This is a genomic window from Kitasatospora sp. NPDC092286 (genome assembly GCF_044755565.1).
Classification (GTDB): domain Bacteria; phylum Actinomycetota; class Actinomycetes; order Streptomycetales; family Streptomycetaceae; genus Kitasatospora.
In genome coordinates this window covers 34,130-59,024 of record NZ_JBIVRD010000041.1, presented here as the reverse complement: position 1 = coordinate 59,024, position 24,895 = coordinate 34,130, and the positions used below count along the sequence as shown (strand labels likewise).

Sequence of the window (24,895 nt, the reverse complement as noted above, 5' to 3'; positions counted from 1 at the left end):
GGATCCTGGAGGACCAGTGCCCCGCTCCGAAGCCCGCGTCACCACCGACCGTTCCGCCCGCTACGCCAAGCAGCTCGCCAGCCACATGGGCCGCAAGATCGAGGCCCACTGGTCCGAGGAGACCGGCCGCGGCACCCTCACCTTCGGCGCCGGCACCGCCACCCTGGAGGCCACCCCCGACGCGCTGCTGCTCGCCGTCGAGGGCGAGACCGAGAAGCTGCCCGGCCTGGAGGACGTGGTCGGCCGCCACCTCGTCCGCTTCGGCAGCCGCGACGAACTGGTCGTCGAATGGCACCGTGACAACGGCGAGCCCGGTCTCGTCCACCGCAACGACGAGCCCGCCGAGGGCTGACGACTACGCCCGCCGCCCGGCTCCCCGGGGCAGCCGGCGGGCGAGAGCCCACAGCACCAGGCCGCCCAGGCACCAGCTGGCCACCACGTCCAGCAGCCAGTGGTAGTCGCTCCACAGCAGTCCGAGACCGACGCCGACCGAGAGCAGCACGGCGCCCGCGGTCAGCCGCCGCCCCGCGCGGGCGCCGACGGTACGGGCCACCAGCAGCGCGGCGACGCCGTACGCCAGGGTCGCGGTGGCCGTGTGCCCGGACGGGTACCAGCCCCACTGGTCCGCCGCCAGCGGCACCCCGAACGGGCCGGGCCGGGCGAACCAGGCCTTCGCCGGGACGACCAGCAGCGGGATCAGCCCGGTCGTCAGCACCGCCACCACCGCCGGCAGCCACCAGCGCGGCACCCCGGCCCGGCGGGACCGCCCGGCGGCCAGCGCGCCACCGGCGAGCAGCACCGGGACCGCCGGGACGGAACTCCCGAGGTCCGACAGCGCCTTGCCGAGGTGGTTGAGCAGGGTGCTGTGCAGGTCGTGCCTGGCCGCCCGGACGGTGTGCCGGGCCCAGTGGTCCAGACCGAGCAGCGGGCCGTCGACGGCCACCTGCCAGGACACCAGCACCAGCACGACCGCGAGCACCAGCGGCAGCGCGACCGATCCGGCCAGGCGGCCCACGACGCGAGATGGCCGCCCCGGAGCAGGGGGGGTAGCTCCGGGGCGGCTCTGACGATCGCCGTTCCGTGCGCCCCGGGGGGTGTGGGCCGGACGGTCGGTCGATCGGTCTTCGGTGTGCGCCGCCTTCTCCGAGGCGGCCCGGTCGTCCTCGCGGACGACTCGCGGATCCGCCGGCGAGGGCGGTGCCGCGGACCGGTCCGCCAATGGCTGAGGCTCGCTGTCCATCTGTCATGACCCTACGTCAACGGATTTGCCCCGCCGAGGAGCTTCGGCGATTCCGCACAGCATCTTCACCGCCCGCCGGGCCAGGCCGCGGCGTCCCCCGTACAGCTGCCCGAACCGGCTCGAACCCGCTCGAACGGCCGAACGTAACGAACCGGCGGTGCAGACCGAACGGCCCGCGAGGACCAGAGGTCCCCACGGGCCGTTCAGCGCTGTCCGGACATCCCTCCGGCGGGTGTGTCACCTGTCGGGCTCCACCGGCTCAGAGAGCGGCGAAGGCGCCCTCCAGGATGTCCAGGCCCTCGTTGAGGAGGTGCTCCGGGATGACCAGCGGCGGCAGGAAGCGCAGCACGTTGCCGTAGGTGCCGGCGGTCAGCACGACCAGGCCCTCGGCGTGGCAGGCCTTGGCGATGGCCGCAGTGGCCGCCGCGTTCGGCTCCTTGCCACCCGGCTGCACCAGCTCGACGGCGATCATCGCGCCGCGGCCGCGGACCTCGCCGATGATGCCGAACTTCTCCTGCATCTCCCGCAGACGGCCCAGCATGATCTCGCCGATCCGCTGCGCCTTGCCGTTGAGGTCCTGCTCCTTCATGGTCTCGATGGCGCCCAGCGCGGCGGCGCAGGCCACCGGGTTGCCACCGTAGGTGCCGCCCAGGCCGCCGGCGTGCGCGGCGTCCATGATCTCGGCGCGACCGGTCACCGCGGACAGCGGCAGACCGCCGGCGATGCCCTTGGCGGTGGTGATCAGGTCCGGGACGATGCCCTCGTCGTCACAGGCGAACCACTGGCCGGTACGGCAGAAACCGGTCTGGATCTCGTCCGCGACGAAGACGATGCCGTTGGCCTTCGCGAACTCCACGATCGCCGGCAGGAAGCCCTTGGCCGGCTCGATGAAGCCGCCCTCGCCCTGGATCGGCTCGATGATGATCGCGGCGACGTTGTCGGCGCCGATCTGCTTGTTGATGGTCTCGATGACCTGCGCGGCGGCCTCGGCGGCGGCGTTCTCCGCACCGGTCAGCCAGCGGTACGGGTAGGCCACCGGCACCCGGTAGATCTCCGGGGCGAACGGGCCGAAGCCCTGCTTGTACGGCATGTTCTTCGCCGTCAGCCCCATGGTGAGGTTGGTCCGGCCGTGGTAGCCGTGGTCGAACACCACGATGGCGGTGCGCTTGGTGTAGGCGCGGGCGATCTTCACCGCGTTCTCGACCGCCTCGGAGCCCGAGTTGAACAGCGCGGTGCGCTTCTCGTGGTCGCCCGGGGTCAGCTCGTTGAGCTGCTCGGCCACGGCCACGTAGCCCTCGTACGGGGTCACCATGAAGCAGGTGTGGGTGAAGGCGGCCAACTGCTCGGTCGTCCTGGCCACCACGGCCTCGGCGCTGTTGCCGACGTTGGTCACGGCGATGCCGGAACCGAAGTCGATCAGCGAGTTGCCGTCCACGTCCTCCAGGACGCCCCCGTTGGCACGGGACACGTACACCGGCAGGGTGGTGCCGACGCCGGCCGCCACCGCACCCAGCTTGCGGGCCTGCAGCTCCTGCGACTTCGGACCGGGGATCGCGGTGACCAGGCGGCGCTCCTGCGGGAGCGGCGTTGCGGCGCTCATGGGTTTCTCCAGACTTCTCGGCTCGGTGCTTCGCAGGCTACGGCCGCCCTCCCCGGCCGGGCATGCGCCACTCGGTAGCACTCAGCCGTCCGACTTGTCCGAGGCGGCCAGCGCGGGTAGTGCGACGGCCCGGCGGCTTCGCTCCACTACATTGAGCGCGGGCGTGTCGCCGGTGCGGCGGCATGGGTATGGCGGCACCGACGACGTCGGGCCGGGCGGGCGAGGGAGCGGGGCCGTACATGGGACTGGACGGGGCGCGGAGCCACGGCGAGCGGGCGACAGCCCCACCCCCTGCACCCATGCCCCACCAACGCCCCCACCGCCCGACGGGTGCGGCCGGGCCCGCCTTCGACCTCTCCGCCTGGGTCGCGGCCCCGCGGCCGGAGGCCGCCCCCGGCATCTACCGGCAGGGCTACCGGCAGATCGACCCCGACCGGGCGGAGGCCGGCAGGGTTCCGACGTGGCCGTTGCTCCTTCGTGCGGTGCTGAACGCAGTGGTGGGGTGGTTCGCCTACCTGTACGGAACACAGTTGCTGACGTATGTACTCGTCTGGTTCGGGGGGCAGACAGGCATCGGGCCCCTCGCCGAACCGTCTGAGTCCGAGGCCATGCTCACCCTCCTGGTCGTCAATGCGGTCGTCCTCGCCGTCGTGATCAAGGTCTTCGGCCGGATGGGCCGCTGGCCGGAGGTGTGGCGGCGCTACGTGGCGCCGCTGCTGTCGCGCACCGTGACCCAGGAGGCGCCCGCGGCGGACGCCGAGGTGGCGGAGGCGGCGGCCCGGTCGGCCGACCCCTGGGTCGTGCTGCGGGCCGGCGGGGCAGGCGTGGCCGCCGGGCGGCTGGACGGGGAAGCGGTCGGCGACATCGACTACGTGCGGATCCGGCAGGCGTGGGAGTCGGCGCAGGCGGATCCGGTGTTCGTGCTGGCCTTCGTCGCCCAGGTGGCGGCCCGCGGCGCGGCGGCGTTCGCGCACCCCTCCGAGGTGCGGGAGCTGCCGGGGCGGGACGAGCAGCACGATCTGCTGCTGCGTCAGGTCCGGCTCGGTACCACCCAGGACGTGCCGAAGAACCCGCTGACGCACCGCGCCGCCGGCTTCGCGCTGGACCCGGCCGTGCTCGGCACCTCGCTGCTGGCGGTCGGCCCGGCCGGGACGGGGAAGACGGCGCGGCTGGCCCGGCCGGTGGCCGAGGCGCTCTGCCTGCAGGCACTGGCCGGCACGGCGTGCGCGGTGGTGATCGGATCGGCGGAGGCGGACCTCGGGCCGGACGCCTGGTACGACGTGGTGATCGCCCCGGGCGACCCGGGCTCGGCGTACGGCCTGGACCTCTACGGCGCGGCGCGGGATCCGGACGAGGCGGCCGCCCGGCTGGCCGAGGCGCTGCTGCCGGACGAGTTGACGGCCCGCGCGGAGAGCGCCCGGACGGCGCTTCAGCAGGTGGTCGGCCCGTTCCACGCCGCGTACGGCCGCTACCCGGGTGTGCGCGAACTGCGGGCGCTGCTCGGGGGTGAGACGGAGGCGCTGGGCGCCCTGGCGAAGGCGCTCGGGACGGCCGGCCGGCTGGCCCTGTACGAGCGGGACCTGGCCCACCGTGAGCGCCAGCGGGGCCGGGCGGACGATCCGGGGGCGCTGTTGGCGGACCGGTTGGCGCTGCTGGACCGCCCGGCCTTCGAGGGGGCGTTCGCGACCGACGGGACCGGTCGGCCGCCGTTCGCGATGCGGGTGCTGGACCACCCGCTGCGGGTGCGGGTGAAGCTGCCCGAGCGCGGTCACCCGGAGGCGGCGCGGATGCTCTCGCGGCTGGTGGTGGGCCAGTTCGTCCAGGCCGCCGGCGTTCGCGAGGACCGGTCGCTCTTCGCCGGCCTGGTGGTGGACGACGTCTCGGCGGCGCTGGACGCCCACACCGTCCGGGGTCTGCAGCGGATGCGCGGGGCCAACGCGGGCGCCGTGCTGCTGCTGCGGACCCTGGTGGACCTGCCGGAGGCGCTGCGGGCGCCGCTGTTCGGCGCGGTCGGCTGCCGGATGGCGTTCCCGGGGATCGCGCCGTGGGACGGGCGGCTGTTCTCCGAGGCCTGGGGTACGCATCTGGTCCGCGAGACGGCGGTGACGCACACTCCGGACACCTCGGGCGGCCTGCTGCGCCGGGCCGGGCGGCTGGGGCGCAAGGCGTTGTCGGGGACCACGGCGCAGACCGAGTCCGTCACCACCCGGGAGGTGGAGCGGCTGCGCTGGTCGCCGTCGGACCTCGCGCACGCGCTGCCGGCGGGGCACGCGGTGGTGTCGCTGACAGCGGTGTCGGGGGAACAGGTGCCGCCGTTGCTGGTGGACCTGCGGGACTGAACCGGCGGGCCGCGTTCCGCCGGGACGGCGCCCCCAGGTATCGCCTCGGAGGTGGATTCGGCAGTGCCGGTTGTCCGGAGCGTCCATAATGAAGGGGAGAGACCCTCGTCAGACCCTCCGCCCCTCTCCTCGCCCGGCCGCAACGGCGCGGTCGGGTCGTTCCCCCGAAGGTGCCATGCCTCCCACACTCGCCTCCGTCGTCCGCAACACCTCGCTCCATCTGACGGTCCTCGCCGGTGGGGACCATCTGGAACGGCCGGTCCGCTGGGTGCACACCAGCGAGCTGGACGATCCGACGCCGTTCCTCGAGGGTGGTGAGCTGCTGCTCACCACCGGGATCAAGCTGGGCCGCACCGCCGCCCGGCTCCAGGCGTATGTGCACCGGCTGGCCGACGCGGGCGTGGTGGGGCTGGGCCTCGGCGTGGGCCTGTCGCACACGGAGGTGCCGCAGCCGCTGGTGGACGCGGCCGCCCAGCGCGGGCTGCCGCTGCTGCGGGTGCCGGAGCCGACGCCGTTCATCGCGATCAGCAAGGTGGTCTCGGCGGCGCTCGCCGCCGAGCAGTACGAGGCGGTGACGACCAGCTTCGAGGCGCAGGAGGAGCTGACCCGGGCGGCGCTCGGCAAGGACGGCACCACGGCGGTGGTCCGCCGGCTGGCGGCCCGGCTGGGCGGCTGGGCGGCGCTGTACGACGGTTCGGGCGCGCTCTCGGTGGTGGCTCCGGACTGGGCGGCCCGCCGGGCCGGCCGGCTGGCGGCCGAGGTGGACCGGCTGCGCCGCCGTCCGGCGCCGTCGAGCGCCGCGTTGCAGGGCCGTTCGCCGGGGATAGACACGGCGGACGAGGACTACGTGGTGGTCCAGTCGCTGGGCGCGGACCGCCGGGCGAGGGGTTTTCTCGCGGTCGGTACCGAGGACCGGATCACCCCGACCGAGCGGTATGTGCTGAACGCGGCGGTGGCGCTGCTGACCCTGACCCTGGAGCGTTCCCGGGAGCTGCGGCAGGCCGAGGAGCGGATGGGCGCCGCGCTGCTGCGGATGGTGCTGGCGGGCGAGGTGGGGACGGCCCGGCAGGTGGCGGTCGGGCTGTTCGGCGGTCTGCCGGAGGGGACGATACGGGTGATGGTGGCCGGTGCCGCGCAGGGCGTGGACGCCGCGGAGGCGCTCGGGGAGCTGGGCGACCGGGCCGAGCAGGCCGGCGCCCGGGTGGGGGAGAAGCTGCTGGTGGCGCGGGAGGACGGCGCGCACGGGCCGCGGCTGATGGTGCTGGCGCTGGACAACGGCGCGGTGCACCGGGCCTGTCTCGGCGCGGTGGAGGAGCACGAGGGCCTGTCGTTGGGCGTCTCGGCGCCGGCCGGGCTGGAGGAGTCGGGTACCGCTCACGCGCAGGCCGAGCGGGCGCTGGCGGTGGCGCTGCGCGGTGGCCGCCGTTCGGTGGACCACGAGGAGGTCGGCGCGGGTTCGCTGCTGCCCCTGCTCGGCGAGGACGCCGTGACGGCCTTCGCGGAGGGGCTCCTGCGTCCGCTGCGCGAGCACGACCGCACCGCGCGCGGCGACCTGGTGGCCTCGCTGCGGGCCTGGCTGTCCAGACACGGGCAGTGGGACGCGGCCGCCGCCGATCTGGGCGTGCACCGGCACACCCTGCGCTACCGGATGCGGCGGGTCGAGGAGCTGCTCGGCCGTTCGCTGGACGACACCGATGTGCGGATGGAGCTCTGGCTGGCGCTGCGTTCCGGCGAGGAGTGACGGGAGCGACCGGAACGGCGGAAGCGGCGGAAGTCGCGGGAGCGGCGGGCCCGCTGGACGTGGTGGAGTGGCGGCGCCCGCGAACGCTACTCGGTGGCCAATCCGGTCGGCGCGCCGCCGCCCCTACCCTCGGTTCAGGTCCCACGTTCGTGGGGCCCTGAGGACGACGAGGAGAGGGCCGGTACCACGGTGACCACCACGTACGATTTCTGGCTGGCCGGCCGCCGGGCGAGCGGCGACGCGGACTTCGAGGTGTACAACAGCTGGGACGGCCGCCTGGTCGGCAAGGTCGGCATCCCGAGCGAGGCCCAGGTCGAGGAGGCGCTGGACGCCGCCGTCGCCGCGCTGCCGGTGTTCGCCGCGACCCCCGCGCATGTCCGCGCCGCCGCGCTGGACCACGTGGCCAAGCGTCTGGCCGAGCGCACCGAGGAGATCGCCCAGCTGATCACCGCCGAGAACGGCAAGCCGATCAAGTGGGCCCGCGGCGAGCTGGGCCGGGCCGTCTCCGTCTTCCGCTGGGCCGCCGAGGAGGCCCGCCGTACCAACGGCGAGACCATGCGGCTGGACACCGACCCGGGCGGCACCGGCCGCTTCGCGGTGGTGCGCCGCTTCCCGCGCGGTGTGGTGCTGGGCATCGCCCCGTTCAACTTCCCGCTGAACCTGGTCGCCCACAAGGTCGCCCCGGCGATCGCGGTCGGCGCCCCGATCATCCTCAAGCCGGCTCCGGCCACCCCGCTCTCCGCGATGGTGCTGGGCGAGATCCTGGCCGAGACCGATCTGCCGGCCGGCTCCTGGAGCATCCTGCCGGTGCCGAACGACCGGATGCCCGCCCTGGTTCAGGACCCGCGCCTGCCGGTGATCTCCTTCACCGGTTCGGACAAGGTCGGCTACCAGATCATGGACTCGGTGCCGCGCAAGCACACCACCCTGGAGCTCGGCGGCAACGCCGCGGCCGTGGTGCTCGCCGACTGGTCCTCGGAGGAGGACCTGGACTGGGCCGCCGCCCGGATCGCGATGTTCGCCAACTACCAGGGCGGCCAGTCCTGCATCTCGGTGCAGCGGGTGATCGCCGACGCGTCCGTCTACGACGCTCTGGTGGAGAAGGTCGTGGCCAAGGTCAAGGCCCAGGTCACCGGTGACCCGAACGACGAGGCCACCGAGGTCGGCCCGCTGGTGGACGAGAACGCCGCCAAGCGGGTGGAGTCCTGGGTGGACGACGCGGTCGCCAAGGGCGCCAAGGTCCTCACCGGCGGCACCCGCGAGGGCGCGACCTACGCCCCGACCGTGCTGGCCGAGCTGCCGGCCGACGCGATCCTGGCGAAGTCCGAGGTGTTCGGCCCGGTCCTGTCGCTGCACCGGGTGGAGGGCACCGACGAGGCCTTCGCCGCCGTCAACGACTCCGCCTTCGGCCTGCAGGCCGGCGTGTTCACCCATGACCTGCAGACCGCCTTCCGCGCCCACCGGGAGCTGGAGGTCGGCGGCGTGATCATCGGTGACGCCCCCTCCTACCGCGCCGACCAGATGCCGTACGGCGGCGTCAAGGACTCCGGCGTCGGCCGCGAGGGCGTCAAGTACGCGATGGACGACTACACGGTGGAGAAGGTCCTGGTCCTCACCGGCCTCGACCTCTGATCCGGCCGTAGCAGGGGCCCGGCACCGCGCGCGGTGCCGGGCCCCCGGCGTGTCGTGGCGGCCTCAGCCGCGCCCGGTCACGGCCGCGACGGCCTCGGCCACGGTGGTGTCGCCCGAGACCAGTTCCAGCGTCCGCCCGGCCGTGCCCGGTTCGTGTAGCAGCGCCGCCAGCACGGCGGCCACGTCGGCCCGGTCCACCGCGCCGCGCCCGGCCGAGGGGGCGAGCCGGACCAGGCCAGTGCCCGGGCCGTCGGTGAGCCGGCCGGGGCGCAGCACCGTCCAGTCCAGCGTGGTGCGGGCCCGGACGGCGTCGTCGGCCGCGCCCTTGGCCCGCAGGTAGGTCTCGAAGACCGGGTCGGCGGGGTAGCGGGCCGCGGCGTCGGCGCCCGTCGAGGAGATGATCAGGTAGCGCCGGACGCCGGCGAGTTCGGCGGCGTCGGCGAGCAGGACGGCCGCGTCGCGGTCGACGGTGTTCTTCCGGGCGGCGCCGCTGCCCGGACCGGCTCCGGCGGCGAAGACCACCGCGTCGGCGCCGGTGAGCAGCCGGGCGAGCTCGGGGGCGGTGGCGGCCTCCAGGTCGAGCGTCAGCGGCTCGGCGCCGGCGTCCACCAGGTCCCCGGCCTGTTCGGGCCGGCGGATGATCCCGGCGGGCCGGTCGCCGCGCTCGGCGAGCAGCCGCTCCAGCTTGAGCGCGATCTGTCCGTGGCCCCCCGCGATGACGGTACGCATGGCTCCGACGGTAGCCGGGGGGTGTCCCGGCGTCCTGTGGAGGCCGCCGGGCAGGACACAATGGGCGCATGACTTCGCTTGCCCACCCGCAGCTGCGTTTCACGCCGACCGTGCAGGACCCGTCCGCTCCCCGGGAGCTGGTGATCCTCGGTTCCACCGGGTCGATCGGCACCCAGGCCATCGACGTGGTGCTCCGCAACCCGGACCGGTTCTCCGTGGTCGCCCTGTCGGCGGCCGGCGGCCGGGTGGAGCTGCTCGCCGAGCAGGCCCTGCGGCTGGGCGTGCACACGGTGGCGGTCGCCGACCCGGCCGCCGAGCCGGCGCTGCGCGAGGCGCTGGCCGCCAGGGCCGGCGGCTGTGCGCTGCCCGCCGTGCTGGCCGGTCCGGACGCGGCGACCGAGCTGGCCGGGATGGAGTGCCACTCGGTGCTGAACGGCATCACCGGCTCGATCGGGCTGCGTCCCACGCTGGCCGCCCTGGCGGCGGGCAGGGTGCTGGTGCTGGCCAACAAGGAGTCGCTGATCGTCGGCGGCCCGCTGGTGAAGGCGGTGGCGAAGCCGGGGCAGATCGTGCCGGTGGACTCGGAGCACGCCGCGCTGTTCCAGGTGCTGGCCGGCGGTACCCGGGCCGAGGTCCGCAAGCTGGTGGTCACCGCGAGCGGCGGCCCGTTCCGCCGGCGGACCCGCGAGCAGCTGGCAGGCGTCACCCCGGCGGACGCGCTGGCGCACCCGACCTGGGCGATGGGCCCGGTGGTCACGGTCAACTCGGCCACCCTGGTGAACAAGGGGCTGGAGGTGATCGAGGCGCACCTGCTGTACGACGTGCCGTTCGACCGGATCGAGGTCGTGGTCCATCCGCAGTCGGTGGTGCACTCGATGGTGGAGTTCACCGACGGTTCCACCCTGGCGCAGGCCAGTCCGCCTGACATGCGGATGCCGATCGCGCTGGGGCTGGGCTGGCCGGACCGGGTGCCGGACGCGGCGCCGGGCTGCGACTGGACCAAGGCCGCCACCTGGGAGTTCTTCCCGCTGGACAACGAGGCCTTCCCGGCGGTGGAGCTGGCCCGCGAGGTGGGCTCGCTGGGCGGTACCGTGCCGGCCGTTTTCAACGCCGCCAACGAGGAGTGCGTGGACGCGTTCCTGAACGGCCGCCTCGCTTTCACGGGAATCGTGGACACTGTTGCCAAGGTCGTGGCCGAACACGGCACCCCGGCGTCGGGAACTTCTCCGACCGTCGAGGACGTCCTGCACGCGGAGGACTGGGCCCGGGCCCGGGCCCGCGAGCTGGCGGCCGGCTGACGACGGCGCACGACCCCTGACGACGACGAGCGGAGCGGCATGACGGAGGACCAGCGGTGGCAACGGTTTTGACGGTGGTCGGCATCCTGGTCTTCGCGGTCGGGCTGCTCTTCTCGATCGCCTGGCACGAGCTCGGCCACCTCTCGACGGCGAAGCTGTTCGGCATCAGGGTGCCGCAGTACATGGTCGGCTTCGGCCCGACCATCTGGTCCCGGCGCAGGGGTGACACCGAGTACGGCATCAAGGCGATCCCGCTGGGCGGGTACATCCGCATGATCGGGATGTTCCCGCCCGGCGAGGACGGGCGGATCACCCAGCGCAGCAGCTCGCCCTGGCGGACGATGATCGAGGACGCCCGGGAGGCCTCCTACGAGGAGCTCCAGGAGGGTGACGAGCAGCGGCTCTTCTACACCCGCAAGCCGTGGAAGCGCGTCATCGTGATGTTCGCGGGCCCGTTCATGAACCTGATCCTGGCTTTCGGGCTGTTCCTGACGGTGATGATGGGCTTCGGCGTCACGATGGCGGTGCCCACCATCCGCACCGTCTCGGAGTGCGTCGTCAAGGCCGGCCAGCCCACCGACGAGTGTCCCGCGGACGCCCTGCCGGCCCCGGCGTTCAAGGCCGGGCTGAAGCCGGGGGACAAGGTCCTCTCCTTCGACGGGGACCGGATCGGCAGCTACGACCAGCTCCAGGCGGACATCCGCAGGTCGGCCGGGAAGACCGTGCCGATCGTGGTGGAGCGCGGCGGGCAGCAGCTCACCCTCACCCCGACCATCGCCGTCAACGACGTCCAGAAGTACGACGCCAACAACATCCCGCTCAAGGGCCAGACCGTGCAGGCCGGCTTCCTCGGCTTCACGCCGAGCAGCGGGGTCGTCCGGCTGGGCTTCGGCCAGTCTCTCGACCGGATGTACGACATGGCCGAGGGCGGGGTGAAGTCGCTGGTCGCCCTGCCCGGCAAGATCCCGGGCCTCTGGCATTCGGTGGTGGACGGTAGCCCGCGGGACGCCGACTCGCCGATCGGCATGGTCGGCGCGGCCCGGGTCAGCGGTGAGGTCTTCTCGCTCGAGATCCCCGGCAGCCAGCGGATCGCCACCTTCGTGAACCTGCTGGCCGGCATCAACCTGTCGCTCTTCCTGTTCAACATGCTGCCGCTGCTGCCGCTGGACGGCGGTCACATCGCCGGCGCGGTCTGGGAGTCGATCCGCCGGCGCACCGCGCGTCTGTTCAAGCGGCCGGACCCGGGCCCCTTCGACGTCGCCCGGCTGATGCCGCTGGCGTACGTGGTGGCCAGCGTCTTCATCGGCTTCACCCTGCTGGTGCTGGTCGCCGACCTGGTCAACCCGGTCAAGATCAGCTAGCCGGCGGGTGTGCCCGGCCCCGGCCGGGTGCCGTACCGTTGGAGGCCGGGTACGCGGACATCGGCGTGCCCGGCCCGGCTGTCCCTACCCGCCGGACCGACGACCTCAACCCCGGGGAACCCTGCGCACATGACCGCGATCTCGCTCGGTATTCCGTCCCTGCCGCTCAAGCCGCTCGCCCGGCGCCGTGTCTCCCGGCAGATCATGGTCGGCAACGTACCGGTCGGCGGCGACGCCCCCGTGTCGGTGCAGTCCATGACCACCACGGTGACCTCGGACATCAACGCCACGCTGCAGCAGATCGCGCAGCTGACCGCCTCCGGCTGTCAGATCGTGCGGGTCGCCGTCCCCTCCCAGGACGACGCGGACGCGCTGCCGATCATCGCGAAGAAGTCCCAGATCCCGGTCATCGCCGACATCCACTTCCAGCCGAAGTACGTCTTCGCCGCGATCGACGCCGGCTGCGCCGCGGTCCGCGTGAACCCGGGCAACATCAAGGCCTTCGACGACAAGGTCGGCGAGATCGCCAAGGCCGCCAGGGCCGCCGGGACGCCGATCCGGATCGGCGTCAACGCGGGCTCGCTCGACAAGCGCCTGCTGGAGAAGTACGGCCGGGCCACCCCCGAGGCGCTGGTGGAGTCCGCGCTCTGGGAGTGCTCGCTGTTCGAGGAGCACGACTTCCGTGACATCAAGATCTCGGTCAAGCACAACGACCCGGTCGTGATGATCAACGCCTACCGCCAGCTCGCCGCCGCCTGCGACTACCCGCTGCACCTCGGCGTGACCGAGGCCGGTCCGTCCTTCCAGGGCACCATCAAGTCCGCGGTCGCCTTCGGCGCGCTGCTCGCCGAGGGCATCGGCGACACCATCCGGGTCTCGCTCTCGGCCCCGCCGGCCGAGGAGATCAAGGTCGGCAACCAGATCCTGGAGTCCCTCGGTCTGCGTCAGCGCGGCCTGGAGATCGTCTCCTGCCCGTCCTGCGGCCGCGCCCAGGTCGACGTCTACAAGCTCGCAGAGGAGGTCACCGCCGGCCTGGAGGGCATGGAGGTGCCGCTGCGCGTCGCGGTCATGGGCTGCGTCGTCAACGGTCCCGGCGAGGCCCGTGAGGCCGACCTCGGGGTCGCCTCGGGCAACGGCAAGGGCCAGATCTTCGTCAAGGGCGAGGTCATCAAGACCGTCCCCGAGTCGAAGATCGTCGAGACGCTGATCGAGGAGGCTCTCAAGCTCGCCGAGCAGATGCAGGCCGACGGCGTCGAGGCGGGTGCTCCGACCGTCGTCGCGGGCGAGTGACCACGCGGGTGGTTTGATCGCGGTGTTTTCCGAAGGCGGGGCCGTCCGTGCGCGGACGGCCCCGCGGCCGTAGCCGGGTGGGGCCACGGGATAGGGTGCGGCCAGAGTCGTCTAGTGAGGTGCTGTCTCGATGCTCGATCGAGGTGCGATGCTCCCCAGCTCGTTCCAGGCCGCCCGGGCCCTGGCGACCACCCGCGTCCTGGAGGCACCCGACCTCGCGGACACCCTGGAGGTGCTCCGCCGGGACCCGGTCGCCAACGCCTTCGTCGCCACCCGGGTCGAGGCGGTCGGTCTCGATCCCTGGCGGCTCGGCGGCGAGATGTGGGGCTGGTACGACGAGCGCGGTGAGCTGGACGCGCTCTGCTACGCCGGGGCCAACCTGGTCCTGGTGAACGCCGGGCCGCAGGCCGTCCAGGCCTTCGCCGAACGCGCCCGCCGGCAGGGCCGCCGCTGCTCCTCGATCGTGGGCCCGGCCGGGCCCACCGCCGCCCTCTGGGCACTGCTGGAACGCAGTTGGGGCCCGCCCCGCGAGATCCGGGCCCACCAGCCACTGCTCGCCACCGCGGTGCCGTCGGCCGAGATCGACCCCGACCCGCTGGTGCGGCGGGTGCGGCGGAACGAGATCGAGACGCTGATGCCGGCCTGTGTGGCGATGTTCACCGAGGAGGTCGGGGTCTCCCCGCTGGCCGGCGACGGCGGGCTGCTCTACCAGGCCCGGATCGCCGAACTCGTCTCCGCCGGGCGCTCGTTCGCCCGGATCACCGAGGACGGCAGGGTGGTGTTCAAGGCCGAGGTCGGGGCCGTCACGGAGGGCGCCTGCCAGATCCAGGGCGTCTGGGTGGCCCCCGAGTACCGCGGTCAGGGCCTGTCCGAGACGGGCATGGCGGCCGTGCTGGACATCGCCCTGCGCGAGGTCGCCCCGGTGGTCTCGCTGTACGTCAACGACTACAACCTGCGGGCCCGGGCGGCCTATCGGCGGGTGGGCTTCCGCGAGGTCGGCGCCTTCATGAGCGTCCTGTTCTGACCTCCGCCCGCGGGCGGGCCGGACGGGTAGTAACGTCCGGGGCATGGATCAGCTGACCGGGGTGACGATCGAGGCCATCGACCTTGCGACGTGGGCGCCGCAGGCCCTCGATGTCCAGGCGGTGGCGTTCGGGCTGACGCCCGAGGAGGTCGCGGTACGGCTGCACATCGTCGGGCGGCACGCCCAGCAGCCCGGGGTGATCGCGCTCGGCGCGCTGAGCGGCGGCCGGCTGGTCGGCTTCGGGTACGGGATGCCCAACCACCGCGAGCACTGGTGGAGCAGCGTGATCGAGCCCTACCTGGAGGCGCGCGGGTACGGCGACTGGCTGGACGACGTCTTCGCGGTCACCGAACTGCACGTGCTGCCCGAGTTCCAGGGGCAGGGGATCGGCTCCGGTCTGATCCGGACGCTCTGCGAGCGGTCCGGGCGGCCGCGCAGCATCCTCTCCGCGATCGACGCCGAGACGCCCGCCCGCCGCCTCTACCGCTCGCTCGGCTACCGGGACCTCGCCCGCGCGGTGCACTTCCCGAACACCGACCGGCTGTACGCGGTGATGGGCGCCCCGCTGCCGTTGCGCGGGCCGGGTCAGAGCACTCCGGCGAACTCCAGGTAGAGCTCGGCGTCCTCCCGGCGGCCCGCCGCCAGGGCGCGCAGGCCGAGGTCGGCCGCGCGGAACAGCGTCCAGCCGCGCAGCCGGTCCTGTTCCACCTCCAGGGCGTCGGAGAGCTGACGCAGCCGGCGGCGGGCCGCGGCGGCCGCGCCCGGGGAGCCGATCAGGGTGTCCGCCCGGTCCAGGGCCAGCCGGGCCAGGTCGTAGGCGCGTTCGCCGACCAGTGGGCGGGGATCGATCGCCAGCCAGGGCGCGCGGTCGGCGGCGAGCACATTGCCGTGGTGGAAGTCGCCGTGCAGCAGGAACATCTCGTCGGTGGAGGCGAGCAGTCCCTCGGCGGTCTCCAGGGCCTCGGCCACCAGGGCGGCGGCCTCGGCCGCGCCGGGCAGTTCGCGGTGGCGGCGCAGGCCGTCGGAGCCGACGGCCACCCGGCCGGCCAGGCTCTGGTAGGGGTGGCTCTTGGGCGCCGGCGTCCAGAGCCGGCGCAGCAGGCTGGTGGCCTCCAGCATCGCCTTCGGCTCGGCCAGCGAGCGCAGCGGGATCTCGCCGTGCAGCCGCTCCAGCAGCAGCATCCCCTCGGCGGGGTCGGCGTCCAGCAGCAGGACGGCGCCGCGGCCGGCCCAGTGGGTGAGGGCGGCGTGCTCCTGGGCGGTCTCCGGGGTGAGCAGGCCGGCCTTGAGGACGGCGGGGGTGAGGTCGTCGCGTCGGACGTACCCGATCAGGCTCAGCGCGCCCCCGGGGTCGAGCACCCGCTCCAGGGTGAGGTTCCAGCGGGCCAGATGGGTGGCCACGTGCGCGGGCAGCCCGGCCAGCCAGCGCCGCCCCGCTTCACCCTCGCCCTCGCCGACGCTGTGCGTCAGCCAGGCGGGGACGGTGATCTGCCCTGGTGCTGCCGACATGCTGGCCTTCCGGTTGGCGCTTCCCCCGTGGTACTACCCGTCCATTGTCGGCCATATCTGCGAAACCGCAGGTCAGCGACGCGAAGGGGATGAGCGGGGGAAGCCCGGCGGGCGGCGGGACCGCAGGTCAGGCGGTCGGTGTCGGGGTCGTGCCGGGGCCGGTGGTGCCAGGGGTGCCGGTGGTGCCGGGGGTGGGGACGGCCGGGTCGGGGAGGCCGGGGAAGGGGGTGGCGGCGGCGCCCCAGCGCCGGGCACGCAGGGCGCTGTCGCGCAGGGAGCCGGCGGCGGTGGCGCGCTGGGGGCCGGTGGTGGCGGCGACCAGGTCGGCGTAGACGGCCGCGAGGCGGGTCTCGATATGGGCGGCGAGCCGGCCCGCGCCCGCCGCGTCGGTGACGGCGAACGGCAGCTGGTACCCGGCGGCCGCGGCGCTCGGGGTGACGCCGACCCCGCCGAGCACCCGCTGCCAGGCGTCCCGCCGGGCCTGGTGGGCGGCCAGGGCGGTCCGGGCGTCGGCGCGCTGCTGGTCGTCGGGGAGCCGGGCGCCGACCACGCCGTAGCCGTAGACGGCGGCGTGTTCGGAGCTCAGCGCGCGCTGGAGGGCGGTGACGGCCTCCGGGCTCAGCCCCGCCCCACTGGCGGCCGCCGGGGGCGAGGCCGGCCCCGACGGGGAGGACGGGGCGGTGGTGGGAGCGGCGGACGGTACGGGCGGTGGCGGGGCCGGGGTGGTCGGCGGGGCGTCGTCGCCGAGGGCGACGGCGTGCAGGACCCCGGCGGCGGAGACGGAGGCGAGCAGCCGGGCCAGCTGGGGCGAGGCGGCGCCGAGGTCGGCGAGCCGGGCCTGCGCGGTCTGCCGTTCGAGCGAGGCGAGCGCGGCCTCGGTACCGACGGCCGAGGTCGGTGCCGTGGACGGGGACAGCGACAGGGACGCGGACGCGGAGGAGGCGGCGGTACCGGGGGAGACCGAAGCCGTCGGCAGCCCGGCGGCCAGCGCGGCCCGGTGCTGGACCACCTCGGCCCGCAGCGGCTGGAGCTGCGCGGCCTGCCCGGCACCCGGACCGGCCAGCAGGGCGTCGTACCCGGCGAGCAGGGTGTCGGTGTCGGTGACGGCGCGCAGCCGGACCGGCTCGTCCGGGTCGGGGCGGCGGCGGTCGCCCGGCCCGCCGCCGTCGCCGTCGTGGGAGCCGGTGCAGGCGGTGAGCGCGCCGCCCGCGGTGAGGAGCAGCCCAAGGGCCAGGAAGGTCCGTCGGCTGGGCGGCTGCATCGTCGTCACTCCGGGGCGTGTACGGGAGGACGGCCTGCCCGCCTGCCCTCGTTGGCGTGAATGATTACAGAATCCTCACGTAGCCGGGCACGGATTCGATCACACCGCGTCCCGGCCCGCCGGTGTGACCTTGCTCGCAGTGGGTGTCGCGCGGGCGGCCGTGCGCTGCCCGGAATCGGTGGTTGGCGGCTTCACCGGATAGGCTTTGGGCCGAGCTGCCGCGACCCGGTCTGCGCCCGACCGGCGCCAGGGGACGCGGAGCGACCTTCTGACAACAGCAGACGCGGCCGAGGAGTCCACCCGGATGAGCACCACCCACACCGACCGGCTGCGCGCGTTGCTGGAGCCGCTGGCCGCTCAGTCGGGCCTGGACCTGGAGGACGTCAAGGTCACCCAGACGGGCAGCCGCCGCCAGGTGCAGATCGACGTGGACGCCGACGGCGGCGTGGACCTGGACGCCATCGCCGAGTTCAGCCGCGTGGTCGGCGAGGCCCTGGACGAGTCCGACGTGATGGGCTCCGGCGCGTATGTGCTGGAGGTCGGTTCGCCGGGCGCGGAGCGTCCGCTCACCGAGCCCCGCCACTGGCGCCGGGCCGAGGGCCGGCTGGCCAGGATCCACCTGTCCGACGGCGGCGAGATCGTCGCCCGGGTGCTGGAGGCGGACGAGGACGGCGCGCTGGTCGAGGTCCAGCCGGTGAAGGGCCGGGGCCGGGCCAAGGAGCGCCGTCTGGAGTACGCCGAGGTGGCGCGGGCCCGCGTCCAGGTGGAGTTCAACCGCAAGGACGAGCAGCTCCTCGACGAGGCCGAGGACTTCGCGGACGCCTCGGCGGACGACGACGCCCCCGAGGAGGGGGACGACGGTGCGGAGTGACGACCTGCGCACCGACCGCACCATGTACGTGACGAAAGACGAGGAGGCGTAGCCGTGGACATCGACATGAGCGCCCTGCGCACGCTGGTTAACGAGAAGAACATCCCCTTCGACCTGCTGGTCGAGTCCATCGAGTCCGCCCTCCTCACCGCGTACCACCGCACCGAGGGCTCGCGCCGCCGCGCCCGGGTCGAGCTGGACCGCAAGTCGGGCCATGTCACCGTGTGGGCGACCGAGGACCCGGCCGAGCTGGAGGAGGGCGTCGAGCCGAAGGAGTTCGACGACACCCCGAGCGGCTTCGGCCGGATCGCGTCCAGCATCGGCATCCAGGTGATGATGCAGCGTCTGCGCGACGCCGCCGACGACCAGACGTTCGGCGAGTACGCGGGCAAGGAGGGCGACATCGTCACCGGTGTCGTCCAGCAGGGCAACGACCCGAAGAACGTGCTGGTGGACATCGGCAAGCTGGAGGCCATCCTGCCGCCGCAGGAGCAGGTCCCGGGCGAGGACTACCGGCACGGCACCCGTCTGAAGTGCTACGTGGTGGCGGTGCGGCGCGGTGTCCGCGGCGCCTCGGTGACGCTCTCGCGCACCCACCCCAGCCTGGTGAAGAAGCTGTTCGCGCTGGAGGTCCCGGAGATCGCGGACGGCAGCGTGGAGATCGCGGCGATCGCCCGTGAGGCCGGTCACCGCACCAAGATCGCGGTCTGGTCGCGCCGGGCCGGGCTGAACGCCAAGGGCGCCTGCATCGGCCCGATGGGCAGCCGGGTGCGCGCGGTGATGGGCGAGCTGCACGGCGAGAAGATCGACATCGTGGACTGGTCGGAGGACCCGCGGGAGATGGTCGCCGCCGCGCTGTCCCCCGCACGGGTGACCAGTGTGGAGATCGTCGACTTCGCCCAGCGCTCCGCACGGGTGATCGTGCCGGACTACCAGCTGTCGCTGGCGATCGGCAAGGAGGGGCAGAACGCCCGCCTGGCCGCCCGCCTCACCGGCTGGCGGATCGACATCCGCCCGGACACCGAGGGGCAGCCGGAGAACGGCGGCCGGGAATCCTCGGACCAGTAGTCAGCGTCGTCACAGGCCCCCCGCCGGTCCTTCCCGGATCGGCGGGGCGGCGCCATGTCCCTTCGGAGGGGTAGACTTGCCTTCGTCTGGCCGGACGCATGTCCGAGCACGCCCGGAACGCACCTGCGTGGGCTGCCGCAAGCGAGCGGCCAAGCACCAGCTGTTGCGTGTCACGGCGGTTGAGGGCGTCTGCGTCCCCGACCCCCGTGGCGCACTGCCGGGCCGGGGCGCGTACCTGCACCCCGAACCGGCCTGCCTCGACCTCGCGGTCCGCCGTCGGGCGTTCCCCCGGGCCTTCCGGCTCCAGGGCACGCTCGACACGGAGCGGCTCCGCGAGTACATCGAGGAGCGGGCAGGCGACACCCCGGGGCCCTGAGTCCACTCAGGCCCGCCCGGTGGGCACCTTCCGCTACGGCCGCCGCTCTGCGGCGGAGAACCACCGCAACAAGCACAGCGCTCGGGCAGCCGCGCGCCGTGCCACCAGTCAGGTACCTCGCGATGTGGAAGTAGGTCGAGATTGCGATGAGCACTCGATGAGTACGCGATGAGTACGCGATGGGTACGCCCATGAAGTAGCGACGGTCCGGCGGACGAGACACCCCGGACTCATAGACAGGAGTGAAGTGGCTAAGGTCCGGGTTTACGAACTCGCCAAGGAGCTTGGCTTGGAGAGCAAGGCCGTCATGGCCAAGCTCACCGAGCTCGGCGAGTTTGTCCGTTCGGCGTCCTCGACGATCGAGGCGCCGGTCGTACGCAAGTTGACTGACGCGCTGGGAGTGGCCCCCACCGGTGGCGGTTCCGCTGCCAAGCCGGGCCCGCGCAAGCCCGCGGCGCCCCAGCCCGCCGGTGGCTCCGCCGCCGGCGCGGCCGCACCCAAGCCGGGTGCCCCGACCCCGGGTCCGCGCCCTGCCGCGACCCCGGGCCCCCGTCCCACCCCGGCCGCCGCGGCTCCCGCCGCCCCGGCCGCGCCCGCCGCGACCCCGCGTCCCGCCGCGGCGCCGACCCCGGGCCCGCGCCCGGCGGCTCGCCCCGCCGCTGCCGCGCCCGCGGCCCCGGCTGCTCCGGCGGCCGAGTTCTCCTCGCCGGCTCCGGCCGGCGACGCCCCCGCCGCGCGTCCGGCCGCCCAGGCCCCGCGTCCGGCGGCCGGTCCTGCCGCCGGTGGCGCCCGTCCGGGCCCGCGTCCGGCCGGTCCGCGTCCGGGCAACAACCCGTTCACCTCGGGCAGTGCCACCGGTATGGCCCGCCCCGGCGAGCGTCGTCAGGGTGCGCCCGGTGCCCGCCCGGGTGCCCCGGGTGCGCAGGGCGGCGACCGTCCGGCGCGTCCGGGTGGCGACCGTCCGCGTCCGGCCGGTGCCCCCGGCGCGCAGGGTGGCGACCGTCCGCGTCCGGGCGGTGACCGTCCGCGTCCGGCCGGTGCCCCCGGTGCCGGTGCCCCCCGTCCGGGTGGCGACCGTCCGCGTCCGGCCGGTGCCCCCGGCGCCGGTGCCCCCCGTCCCGGTGGTGCCCCGCGTCCCGACGGCATGCCCCGTCCGGCCGGTCCGCGCCCTGGCGGCCCGACCCCGTCCGGCATGCCGCGCCCGAACCCGGGCATGATGCCGCAGCGTCCGGCTCCGGGCCCGCGTCCCGGCCCCGGCGGCCGTGGTCCGGGTGGCCCCGGCGGCCGTCCGGGTGCTCCGGGCGGTGCCCGTCCCGGCTTCGCCGGCCGTCCGGCCGGTCCGGGCTCGCGTCCGGCCGGTGGCGGCTTCGGCGGCCCGCGTCCCGGTGGCGGTGCCCCGGGTGGCGGCGGTGGCTTCGGCCCGCGTCCGGGTGGCTTCAGTGGCCGTCCCGGCGGCCCGGGTGCCCGTGGTGGCACGCAGGGCGCCTTCGGTCGTGGCCCGGGCGGTCGCCCGGCTCGCGGTCGCAAGTCGAAGCGGGCGAAGCGCCAGGAGTACGAGGCCATGCAGGCCCCGTCCGTCGGCGGTGTGATGCTGCCCCGCGGCAACGGCCAGACCGTTCGCCTGTCGAGCGGTGCCTCGCTGATGGACTTCGCGGAGAAGATCAACGCCAACCCGGCCGCGCTCGTCTCGGTGATGTTCAACCTCGGTGAGATGGTCACCGCGACCCAGTCGGTCTCCGACGCGACCCTCGAGCTGCTGGCCGGCGAGATGGGCTTCATCCTGGAGATCGTCAGCCGGGACGACGAGGACCGCGAGCTGCTGGAGTCGTTCGACATCGACTTCGGTGCCGACGAGGGCGACGAGGACCAGCTGGCCCCGCGCCCGCCGGTCGTCACCGTCATGGGTCACGTCGACCACGGTAAGACCCGCCTGCTGGACGCCATCCGCAAGTCCAACGTGGTGGCCGGCGAGGCCGGTGGCATCACCCAGCACATCGGTGCCTACCAGGTCGCGACCGTCGTCAACGGCGAAGAGCGTCCGATCACCTTCCTCGACACCCCGGGTCACGAGGCGTTCTCCGCCATGCGTGCCCGTGGTGCCAAGTCCACCGACATCGCGATCCTGGTGGTCGCGGCCAACGACGGTGTCATGCCGCAGACGGTCGAGGCGCTGAACCACGCCAAGGCCGCGGGTGTGCCGATCGTGGTCGCCGTCAACAAGATCGACGTCGAGGGCGCGGACCCGACCAAGGTCCGCGGTCAGCTGACCGAGTTCGGTCTGGTGGCCGAGGAGTACGGCGGCGACACCATGTTCGTCGACATCTCCGCGCGCCAGGGTCTGAACATCGACCAGCTGCTGGAGGCGGTCGTGCTGACCGCCGATGCCTCGCTCGACCTGCGGGCCAACCCGGACCAGGACGCGCAGGGTATTGCGATCGAAGCCCACCTCGACAAGGGCCGCGGCGCCATGGCGACCGTGCTCGTGCAGCGCGGTACCCTCCGCGTCGGTGACTCGATCGTGGTCGGCGACGCCTACGGCCGCGTCCGCGCGATGCTCGACGAGAACGGCAACAACCTCGCCGAGGCGGGCCCGTCCCGTCCGGTGCTGCTGCTCGGTCTGACCTCGGTGCCCCGCGCCGGCGACAGCTTCATCGTCGTCGACGAGGACCGCACCGCCCGTCAGATCGCCGAGAAGCGCTCGGCCCGCGACCGCAACGCCGCCTTCGCGCAGCGTCGGGTCCGGGTGTCCCTGGAGGACCTGGACAAGGCCATCGCCGCCGGCTCCATCGAGCAGCTCAACCTCATCATCAAGGGTGACGTCTCCGGTTCGGTCGAGGCCCTCGAGGACGCCCTCGTCAAGCTGGACGTGGGCGAGGAGGTCGAACTCCGGGTCCTGCACCGCGGTGTGGGTGCCATCACCGAGTCCGACGTGGACCTGGCGATGGGCTCGGACGCCATCATCATCGGCTTCAACGTGCGCGCCGAAGGCCGTGCGCGTACCGCGGCCGACAAGGAAGGCGTGGACGTCCGGTACTACTCGGTCATCTACCAGGCGATCGAGGAGATCGAGTCGGCCCTCAAGGGCAAGCTCAAGCCCGAGTACGAGGAGGTGCGCCTCGGCTCCGCGGAGATCCGCGAGGTGTTCCGCTCCTCCAAGTTCGGCAACATCGCCGGTGTCCTGGTCCGCGAGGGCCTGCTGCGCCGCAACGCCAAGGCCCGCCTCATCCGCGACGGCAAGGTCGTGGCGGAGAGCCTCACCATCGAGGGTCTGCGCCGCTTCAAGGACGACGCGACCGAGGTCCGCGAGGGCTTCGAGGCCGGTGTGACCCTGGGGTCGTTCAACGACATCAAGGTCGACGACGTCATCGAGACGTACGAGATGCGCGAGAAGCCGCGCGCGTAGGCGAGTGGCTGCCGGGGCCGGTCGACGGGTGGTATTTCCGTCGACCGGCCCCGGTCTCGCTGTGTAGGGTCCGGGGTAGTCAGATGTAGCAGTATCAGCCCGGTTCAGGGCTGCCCCCGAGGCCTCCAGGTCGGCGAGACCTGTCATACATGTTCGTGGGAACACTCACCTTCGACCTGCTGCTGGGCGACGTCCACTCGCTCAAGGAGAAGCGTTCGATCGTGCGGCCCATCGTGGCCGAACTGCAGCGCAAGTACAGCGTGTGCGCTGCCGAGACCGGGAACCAGGATCTGCACCGCCGGGCCGAGATCGGTCTGGCGGTGGTGTCCGGCGACGCCGGATACGTCACCGAGATCCTGGACAGCTGTGAGCGGTTGGTCGCCGGCCGCCCCGAAGTCCAGTTGCTCTCCGCCAGGAGGCGCTACCACGGCGACGACGATGACTGAGATCTGTGCGCGGCGGCGGAAGTCGCCGTTCTCACACAGATCAGGACCGAGAGCGCCCACAAGGCTGGGCGCGGGCCGGTACTTTGGGGCGTGGGCCCCGACGGGTGCGCAGCTCACCCGGGTACCGGGCCCACTGCACGAGGAGGCAACGTGACCGACACCGCAAGGGCGCGCAAGCTCGCCGACCGCATCCAGGTGGTCGTCGCCCAGACCCTGGAACGGCGGATCAAGGACCCCCGGCTGGGGTTCGTGACCATCACTGACACCCGGGTGACCGGCGATCTGCGCGAGGCCACCGTCTTCTACACGGTCTACGGCGACGACACCGAGCGCGAGGCCACGGCCGCCGCGCTGGAGAGCGCCAAGGGCGTGCTCCGCTCCGAGGTCGGCAAGCAGACCGGGGTGCGTTTCACCCCGTCGCTGACCTTCGTCGCGGACGCCCTGCCGGAGAACGCCCGGAACATCGACGACCTGCTCGACCGGGCCCGGGCCATCGACGCCGCGGTGCGCACCACCGCGGCGGGCGCGACCTACGCCGGCGGCGCGGACCCGTACAAGGTCCCGGCGTCCGAGCGTGACGACGAGGACGAGTAGTCATGGCGGGTGAGCCGGCGCAGGCCGGTTCGGCGGCAGGAGCGGCAACCACGGGGGCGTCATCCACCAGCACGGTGGAGGGTGCCCTCGCGGTGCTTCCGGGGCCGCGCTCCGAGACGCCCGGGTTCGAGCTGGTCTGGCAGCAGGTGGTCGCCGAGATCCGGCGGGCCCGCTCGATCGACCTGATCTGCCACATCTGCCCGGACGGTGACGCGCTCGGCTCGGCCCTGGCGGCCGCCCTGGCGCTGCGCGGGCTCGGTCACGAGGTGCGGGTGTCGTTCGGCGACGACCCGCAGATCGTGCCGGAGTCGCTGGCCTTCCTGCCCGGCCAGGAGCTGATCGTGCCGGCCTCCGAGGTGCCCGACACCCCGGAGCTGGTGCTCTGCTTCGACGTCGCCGCGGAGAGCCGGCTCGGGCTGCTGCACGGCAAGGCCTTCGCCGCGCCCGTGCTGGTGGTGATCGACCACCACGCCTCGAACCCCGGCTTCGGTACCCATCAGCTGATCGACCCGTCCGCGCCGGCCACCGCCGTCCTGGTGGACGAACTGCTGGGCAGGCTCGGCGTCGAGCTCGACCACGACCTCGCCACCTGCCTCTACACCGGCGTCGCCACCGACACCGGCTCCTTCAAGTACCGGGCCACCACGCCCGCCACCCATGAATTCGCCGCCCGGCTGCTGGCCACCGGGATCCGGCACGACCTGATCTCCCGGCAGCTGTGGGACACCTCCTCCTTCGGCTACCTCAAGGTGCTCGCCGGCGCGCTCGACCGGGCCGTCTACGAGCCCGACGCGGCCGACGGCCTGGGCCTGGTGTGGACCTGGGTGCCGTACCAGGACCTGGTGCTCTTCAGCGTCACCGTCGAGGAGATCGAGGGCCTGATCGACATCCTGCGACGCCCGGCCGAGGCCGAGGTGGCGCTGGTGCTCAAGCAGGACCCGGACGGCACGCTGCGCGGCTCCTCGCGTTCCAAGGGCGCGGTGGACGTCGCCGCCGCCTGCGCGGCGCTCGGCGGCGGCGGGCACACCTACGCGGCCGGGTTCACCGCCCGGGAGGACGTGGCCGCCGTGGTCGAGCGGTTCCGGGGCGCGCTGCGGCCCGTCCGCTGACCAC

Annotated in this window: 21 protein-coding genes; 16 read left to right on the top strand and 5 right to left on the bottom strand. The window is 73.6% G+C overall.

Annotated elements, in window-relative coordinates; genetic code table 11:
- The first annotated feature begins 16 nt into the window (after positions 1 to 16).
- A complete protein-coding gene (locus ACIQIB_RS31700; protein ID WP_400659076.1) occupies positions 17 to 352 on the top strand; it encodes a DUF2218 domain-containing protein in 336 nt (111 codons plus the stop codon).
- 3 nt (positions 353 to 355) lie between these two features.
- On the opposite strand, the gene ACIQIB_RS31695 is transcribed toward ACIQIB_RS31700, so the two are convergent.
- Entirely contained in the window at positions 356 to 1,015 is a 660-nt protein-coding gene (locus tag ACIQIB_RS31695; RefSeq protein WP_400762179.1) for a phosphatase PAP2 family protein, read from the bottom strand.
- A gap of 484 nt (positions 1,016 to 1,499) precedes the next feature.
- Positions 1,500 to 2,840 (bottom strand): 4-aminobutyrate--2-oxoglutarate transaminase, encoded by a 1,341-nt coding sequence (gabT, locus tag ACIQIB_RS31690; protein ID WP_363611156.1) that lies wholly within the window; start codon positions 2,838 to 2,840, stop codon positions 1,500 to 1,502.
- Positions 2,841 to 3,139: 299 nt separating this feature from the next.
- On the opposite strand from gabT, the gene ACIQIB_RS31685 reads away from it, so the two are divergent.
- The 3 genes from ACIQIB_RS31685 to ACIQIB_RS31675 all read left to right on the top strand — a co-directional run bounded on the left by ACIQIB_RS31685 (position 3,140) and on the right by ACIQIB_RS31675 (position 8,552).
- The gene (locus ACIQIB_RS31685; protein WP_400762177.1) at positions 3,140 to 5,179 is read left to right on the top strand and encodes an ATP-binding protein; all 2,040 of its coding nucleotides are present in this window, start codon (positions 3,140 to 3,142) and stop codon (positions 5,177 to 5,179) included.
- A gap of 175 nt (positions 5,180 to 5,354) precedes the next feature.
- Positions 5,355 to 6,920 (top strand): PucR family transcriptional regulator, encoded by a 1,566-nt coding sequence (locus ACIQIB_RS31680; protein ID WP_363611160.1) that lies wholly within the window; start codon positions 5,355 to 5,357, stop codon positions 6,918 to 6,920.
- Positions 6,921 to 7,109: 189 nt separating this feature from the next.
- Entirely contained in the window at positions 7,110 to 8,552 is a 1,443-nt protein-coding gene (locus tag ACIQIB_RS31675) for an aldehyde dehydrogenase family protein (protein ID WP_400659083.1), read from the top strand.
- Between the two features lie 63 nt (positions 8,553 to 8,615).
- Here the strand turns inward: ACIQIB_RS31675 and ACIQIB_RS31670 are convergent, their stop codons facing one another.
- Positions 8,616 to 9,281: an NAD(P)H-binding protein gene (locus ACIQIB_RS31670; RefSeq protein ID WP_363611164.1), complete on the bottom strand. Its 666-nt coding sequence runs from the start codon at positions 9,279 to 9,281 to the stop codon at positions 8,616 to 8,618.
- Positions 9,282 to 9,349: 68 nt separating this feature from the next.
- Here ACIQIB_RS31670 and dxr point away from each other — a divergent pair, with 68 nt between their 5' ends.
- The 5 genes from dxr (at position 9,350) to ACIQIB_RS31645 (ending at position 14,867) form a co-directional block, all read left to right on the top strand.
- On the top strand, positions 9,350 to 10,579 hold the full coding sequence (gene dxr, locus ACIQIB_RS31665) for a 1-deoxy-D-xylulose-5-phosphate reductoisomerase (RefSeq protein ID WP_400762175.1): 1,230 nt from the start codon (positions 9,350 to 9,352) through the stop codon (positions 10,577 to 10,579).
- A 56-nt stretch (positions 10,580 to 10,635) separates the two neighbouring features.
- Positions 10,636 to 11,940: a M50 family metallopeptidase gene (locus tag ACIQIB_RS31660; RefSeq protein WP_400762173.1), complete on the top strand. Its 1,305-nt coding sequence runs from the start codon at positions 10,636 to 10,638 to the stop codon at positions 11,938 to 11,940.
- A 129-nt stretch (positions 11,941 to 12,069) separates the two neighbouring features.
- Entirely contained in the window at positions 12,070 to 13,230 is a 1,161-nt protein-coding gene (gene ispG / locus ACIQIB_RS31655) for a flavodoxin-dependent (E)-4-hydroxy-3-methylbut-2-enyl-diphosphate synthase (protein WP_363611170.1), read from the top strand.
- Positions 13,231 to 13,378: 148 nt separating this feature from the next.
- Positions 13,379 to 14,254: a GNAT family N-acetyltransferase gene (locus tag ACIQIB_RS31650; protein WP_363611238.1), complete on the top strand. Its 876-nt coding sequence runs from the start codon at positions 13,379 to 13,381 to the stop codon at positions 14,252 to 14,254.
- Positions 14,255 to 14,297: 43 nt separating this feature from the next.
- The gene (locus ACIQIB_RS31645) at positions 14,298 to 14,867 is read left to right on the top strand and encodes a GNAT family N-acetyltransferase (RefSeq protein ID WP_363611172.1); all 570 of its coding nucleotides are present in this window, start codon (positions 14,298 to 14,300) and stop codon (positions 14,865 to 14,867) included.
- Here the strand turns inward: ACIQIB_RS31645 and ACIQIB_RS31640 are convergent.
- Complete coding sequence (locus tag ACIQIB_RS31640) at positions 14,840 to 15,763, bottom strand: aminoglycoside phosphotransferase family protein (protein WP_400659086.1); 924 nt, start codon at positions 15,761 to 15,763, stop codon at positions 14,840 to 14,842. The genes ACIQIB_RS31645 and ACIQIB_RS31640 overlap by 28 nt on opposite strands.
- Before the next feature lie 127 nt (positions 15,764 to 15,890).
- Positions 15,891 to 17,024, bottom strand: coding sequence for a ferritin-like domain-containing protein (locus tag ACIQIB_RS31635; RefSeq protein WP_400762192.1), 1,134 nt, complete (start codon positions 17,022 to 17,024; stop codon positions 15,891 to 15,893).
- A 304-nt stretch (positions 17,025 to 17,328) separates the two neighbouring features.
- Here ACIQIB_RS31635 and rimP point away from each other — a divergent pair, with 304 nt between their 5' ends.
- The 7 genes from rimP (at position 17,329) to ACIQIB_RS31600 (ending at position 24,891) form a co-directional block, all read left to right on the top strand.
- Complete coding sequence (gene rimP, locus ACIQIB_RS31630; RefSeq protein ID WP_400659088.1) at positions 17,329 to 17,895, top strand: ribosome maturation factor RimP; 567 nt, start codon at positions 17,329 to 17,331, stop codon at positions 17,893 to 17,895.
- 54 nt (positions 17,896 to 17,949) lie between these two features.
- On the top strand, positions 17,950 to 18,963 hold the full coding sequence (gene nusA, locus ACIQIB_RS31625) for a transcription termination factor NusA (protein WP_363611178.1): 1,014 nt from the start codon (positions 17,950 to 17,952) through the stop codon (positions 18,961 to 18,963).
- Between the two features lie 127 nt (positions 18,964 to 19,090).
- On the top strand, positions 19,091 to 19,339 hold the full coding sequence (locus ACIQIB_RS31620; RefSeq protein ID WP_400659091.1) for a YlxR family protein: 249 nt from the start codon (positions 19,091 to 19,093) through the stop codon (positions 19,337 to 19,339).
- Between the two features lie 247 nt (positions 19,340 to 19,586).
- A complete protein-coding gene (gene infB, locus ACIQIB_RS31615) occupies positions 19,587 to 22,742 on the top strand; it encodes a translation initiation factor IF-2 (RefSeq protein WP_400659093.1) in 3,156 nt (1,051 codons plus the stop codon).
- A gap of 149 nt (positions 22,743 to 22,891) precedes the next feature.
- Positions 22,892 to 23,188 (top strand): DUF503 domain-containing protein, encoded by a 297-nt coding sequence (locus ACIQIB_RS31610; protein ID WP_363611184.1) that lies wholly within the window; start codon positions 22,892 to 22,894, stop codon positions 23,186 to 23,188.
- Positions 23,189 to 23,338: 150 nt separating this feature from the next.
- Positions 23,339 to 23,782 carry a 30S ribosome-binding factor RbfA gene (gene rbfA / locus ACIQIB_RS31605; RefSeq protein ID WP_363611186.1) on the top strand — a complete coding sequence of 148 codons (444 nt, stop codon included), beginning with the start codon at positions 23,339 to 23,341 and terminating at the stop codon, positions 23,780 to 23,782.
- A gap of 2 nt (positions 23,783 to 23,784) precedes the next feature.
- Entirely contained in the window at positions 23,785 to 24,891 is a 1,107-nt protein-coding gene (locus ACIQIB_RS31600; protein ID WP_400659096.1) for a bifunctional oligoribonuclease/PAP phosphatase NrnA, read from the top strand.
- The last annotated feature ends 4 nt before the right edge of the window (positions 24,892 to 24,895 follow it).

Coding starts and splice junctions, on each gene's coding strand:
- ACIQIB_RS31680 (WP_363611160.1), top strand. CDS start 5,355: ATGCCTCCCACACTCGCCTCCGTCGTCCGCAACACCTCGCTCCATCTG.
- ACIQIB_RS31670 (WP_363611164.1), bottom strand. CDS start 9,281: ATGCGTACCGTCATCGCGGGGGGCCACGGACAGATCGCGCTCAAGCTG.
- dxr (WP_400762175.1), top strand. CDS start 9,350: ATGACTTCGCTTGCCCACCCGCAGCTGCGTTTCACGCCGACCGTGCAG.
- ACIQIB_RS31645 (WP_363611172.1), top strand. CDS start 14,298: ATGGATCAGCTGACCGGGGTGACGATCGAGGCCATCGACCTTGCGACG.
- ACIQIB_RS31600 (WP_400659096.1), top strand. CDS start 23,785: ATGGCGGGTGAGCCGGCGCAGGCCGGTTCGGCGGCAGGAGCGGCAACC.
- ACIQIB_RS31610 (WP_363611184.1), top strand. CDS start 22,892: ATGTTCGTGGGAACACTCACCTTCGACCTGCTGCTGGGCGACGTCCAC.
- ACIQIB_RS31635 (WP_400762192.1), bottom strand. CDS start 17,024: ATGCAGCCGCCCAGCCGACGGACCTTCCTGGCCCTTGGGCTGCTCCTC.
- ACIQIB_RS31650 (WP_363611238.1), top strand. CDS start 13,379: ATGCTCCCCAGCTCGTTCCAGGCCGCCCGGGCCCTGGCGACCACCCGC.
- rimP (WP_400659088.1), top strand. CDS start 17,329: ATGAGCACCACCCACACCGACCGGCTGCGCGCGTTGCTGGAGCCGCTG.
- ACIQIB_RS31685 (WP_400762177.1), top strand. CDS start 3,140: ATGCCCCACCAACGCCCCCACCGCCCGACGGGTGCGGCCGGGCCCGCC.
- ACIQIB_RS31640 (WP_400659086.1), bottom strand. CDS start 15,763: ATGTCGGCAGCACCAGGGCAGATCACCGTCCCCGCCTGGCTGACGCAC.
- ispG (WP_363611170.1), top strand. CDS start 12,070: ATGACCGCGATCTCGCTCGGTATTCCGTCCCTGCCGCTCAAGCCGCTC.
- gabT (WP_363611156.1), bottom strand. CDS start 2,840: ATGAGCGCCGCAACGCCGCTCCCGCAGGAGCGCCGCCTGGTCACCGCG.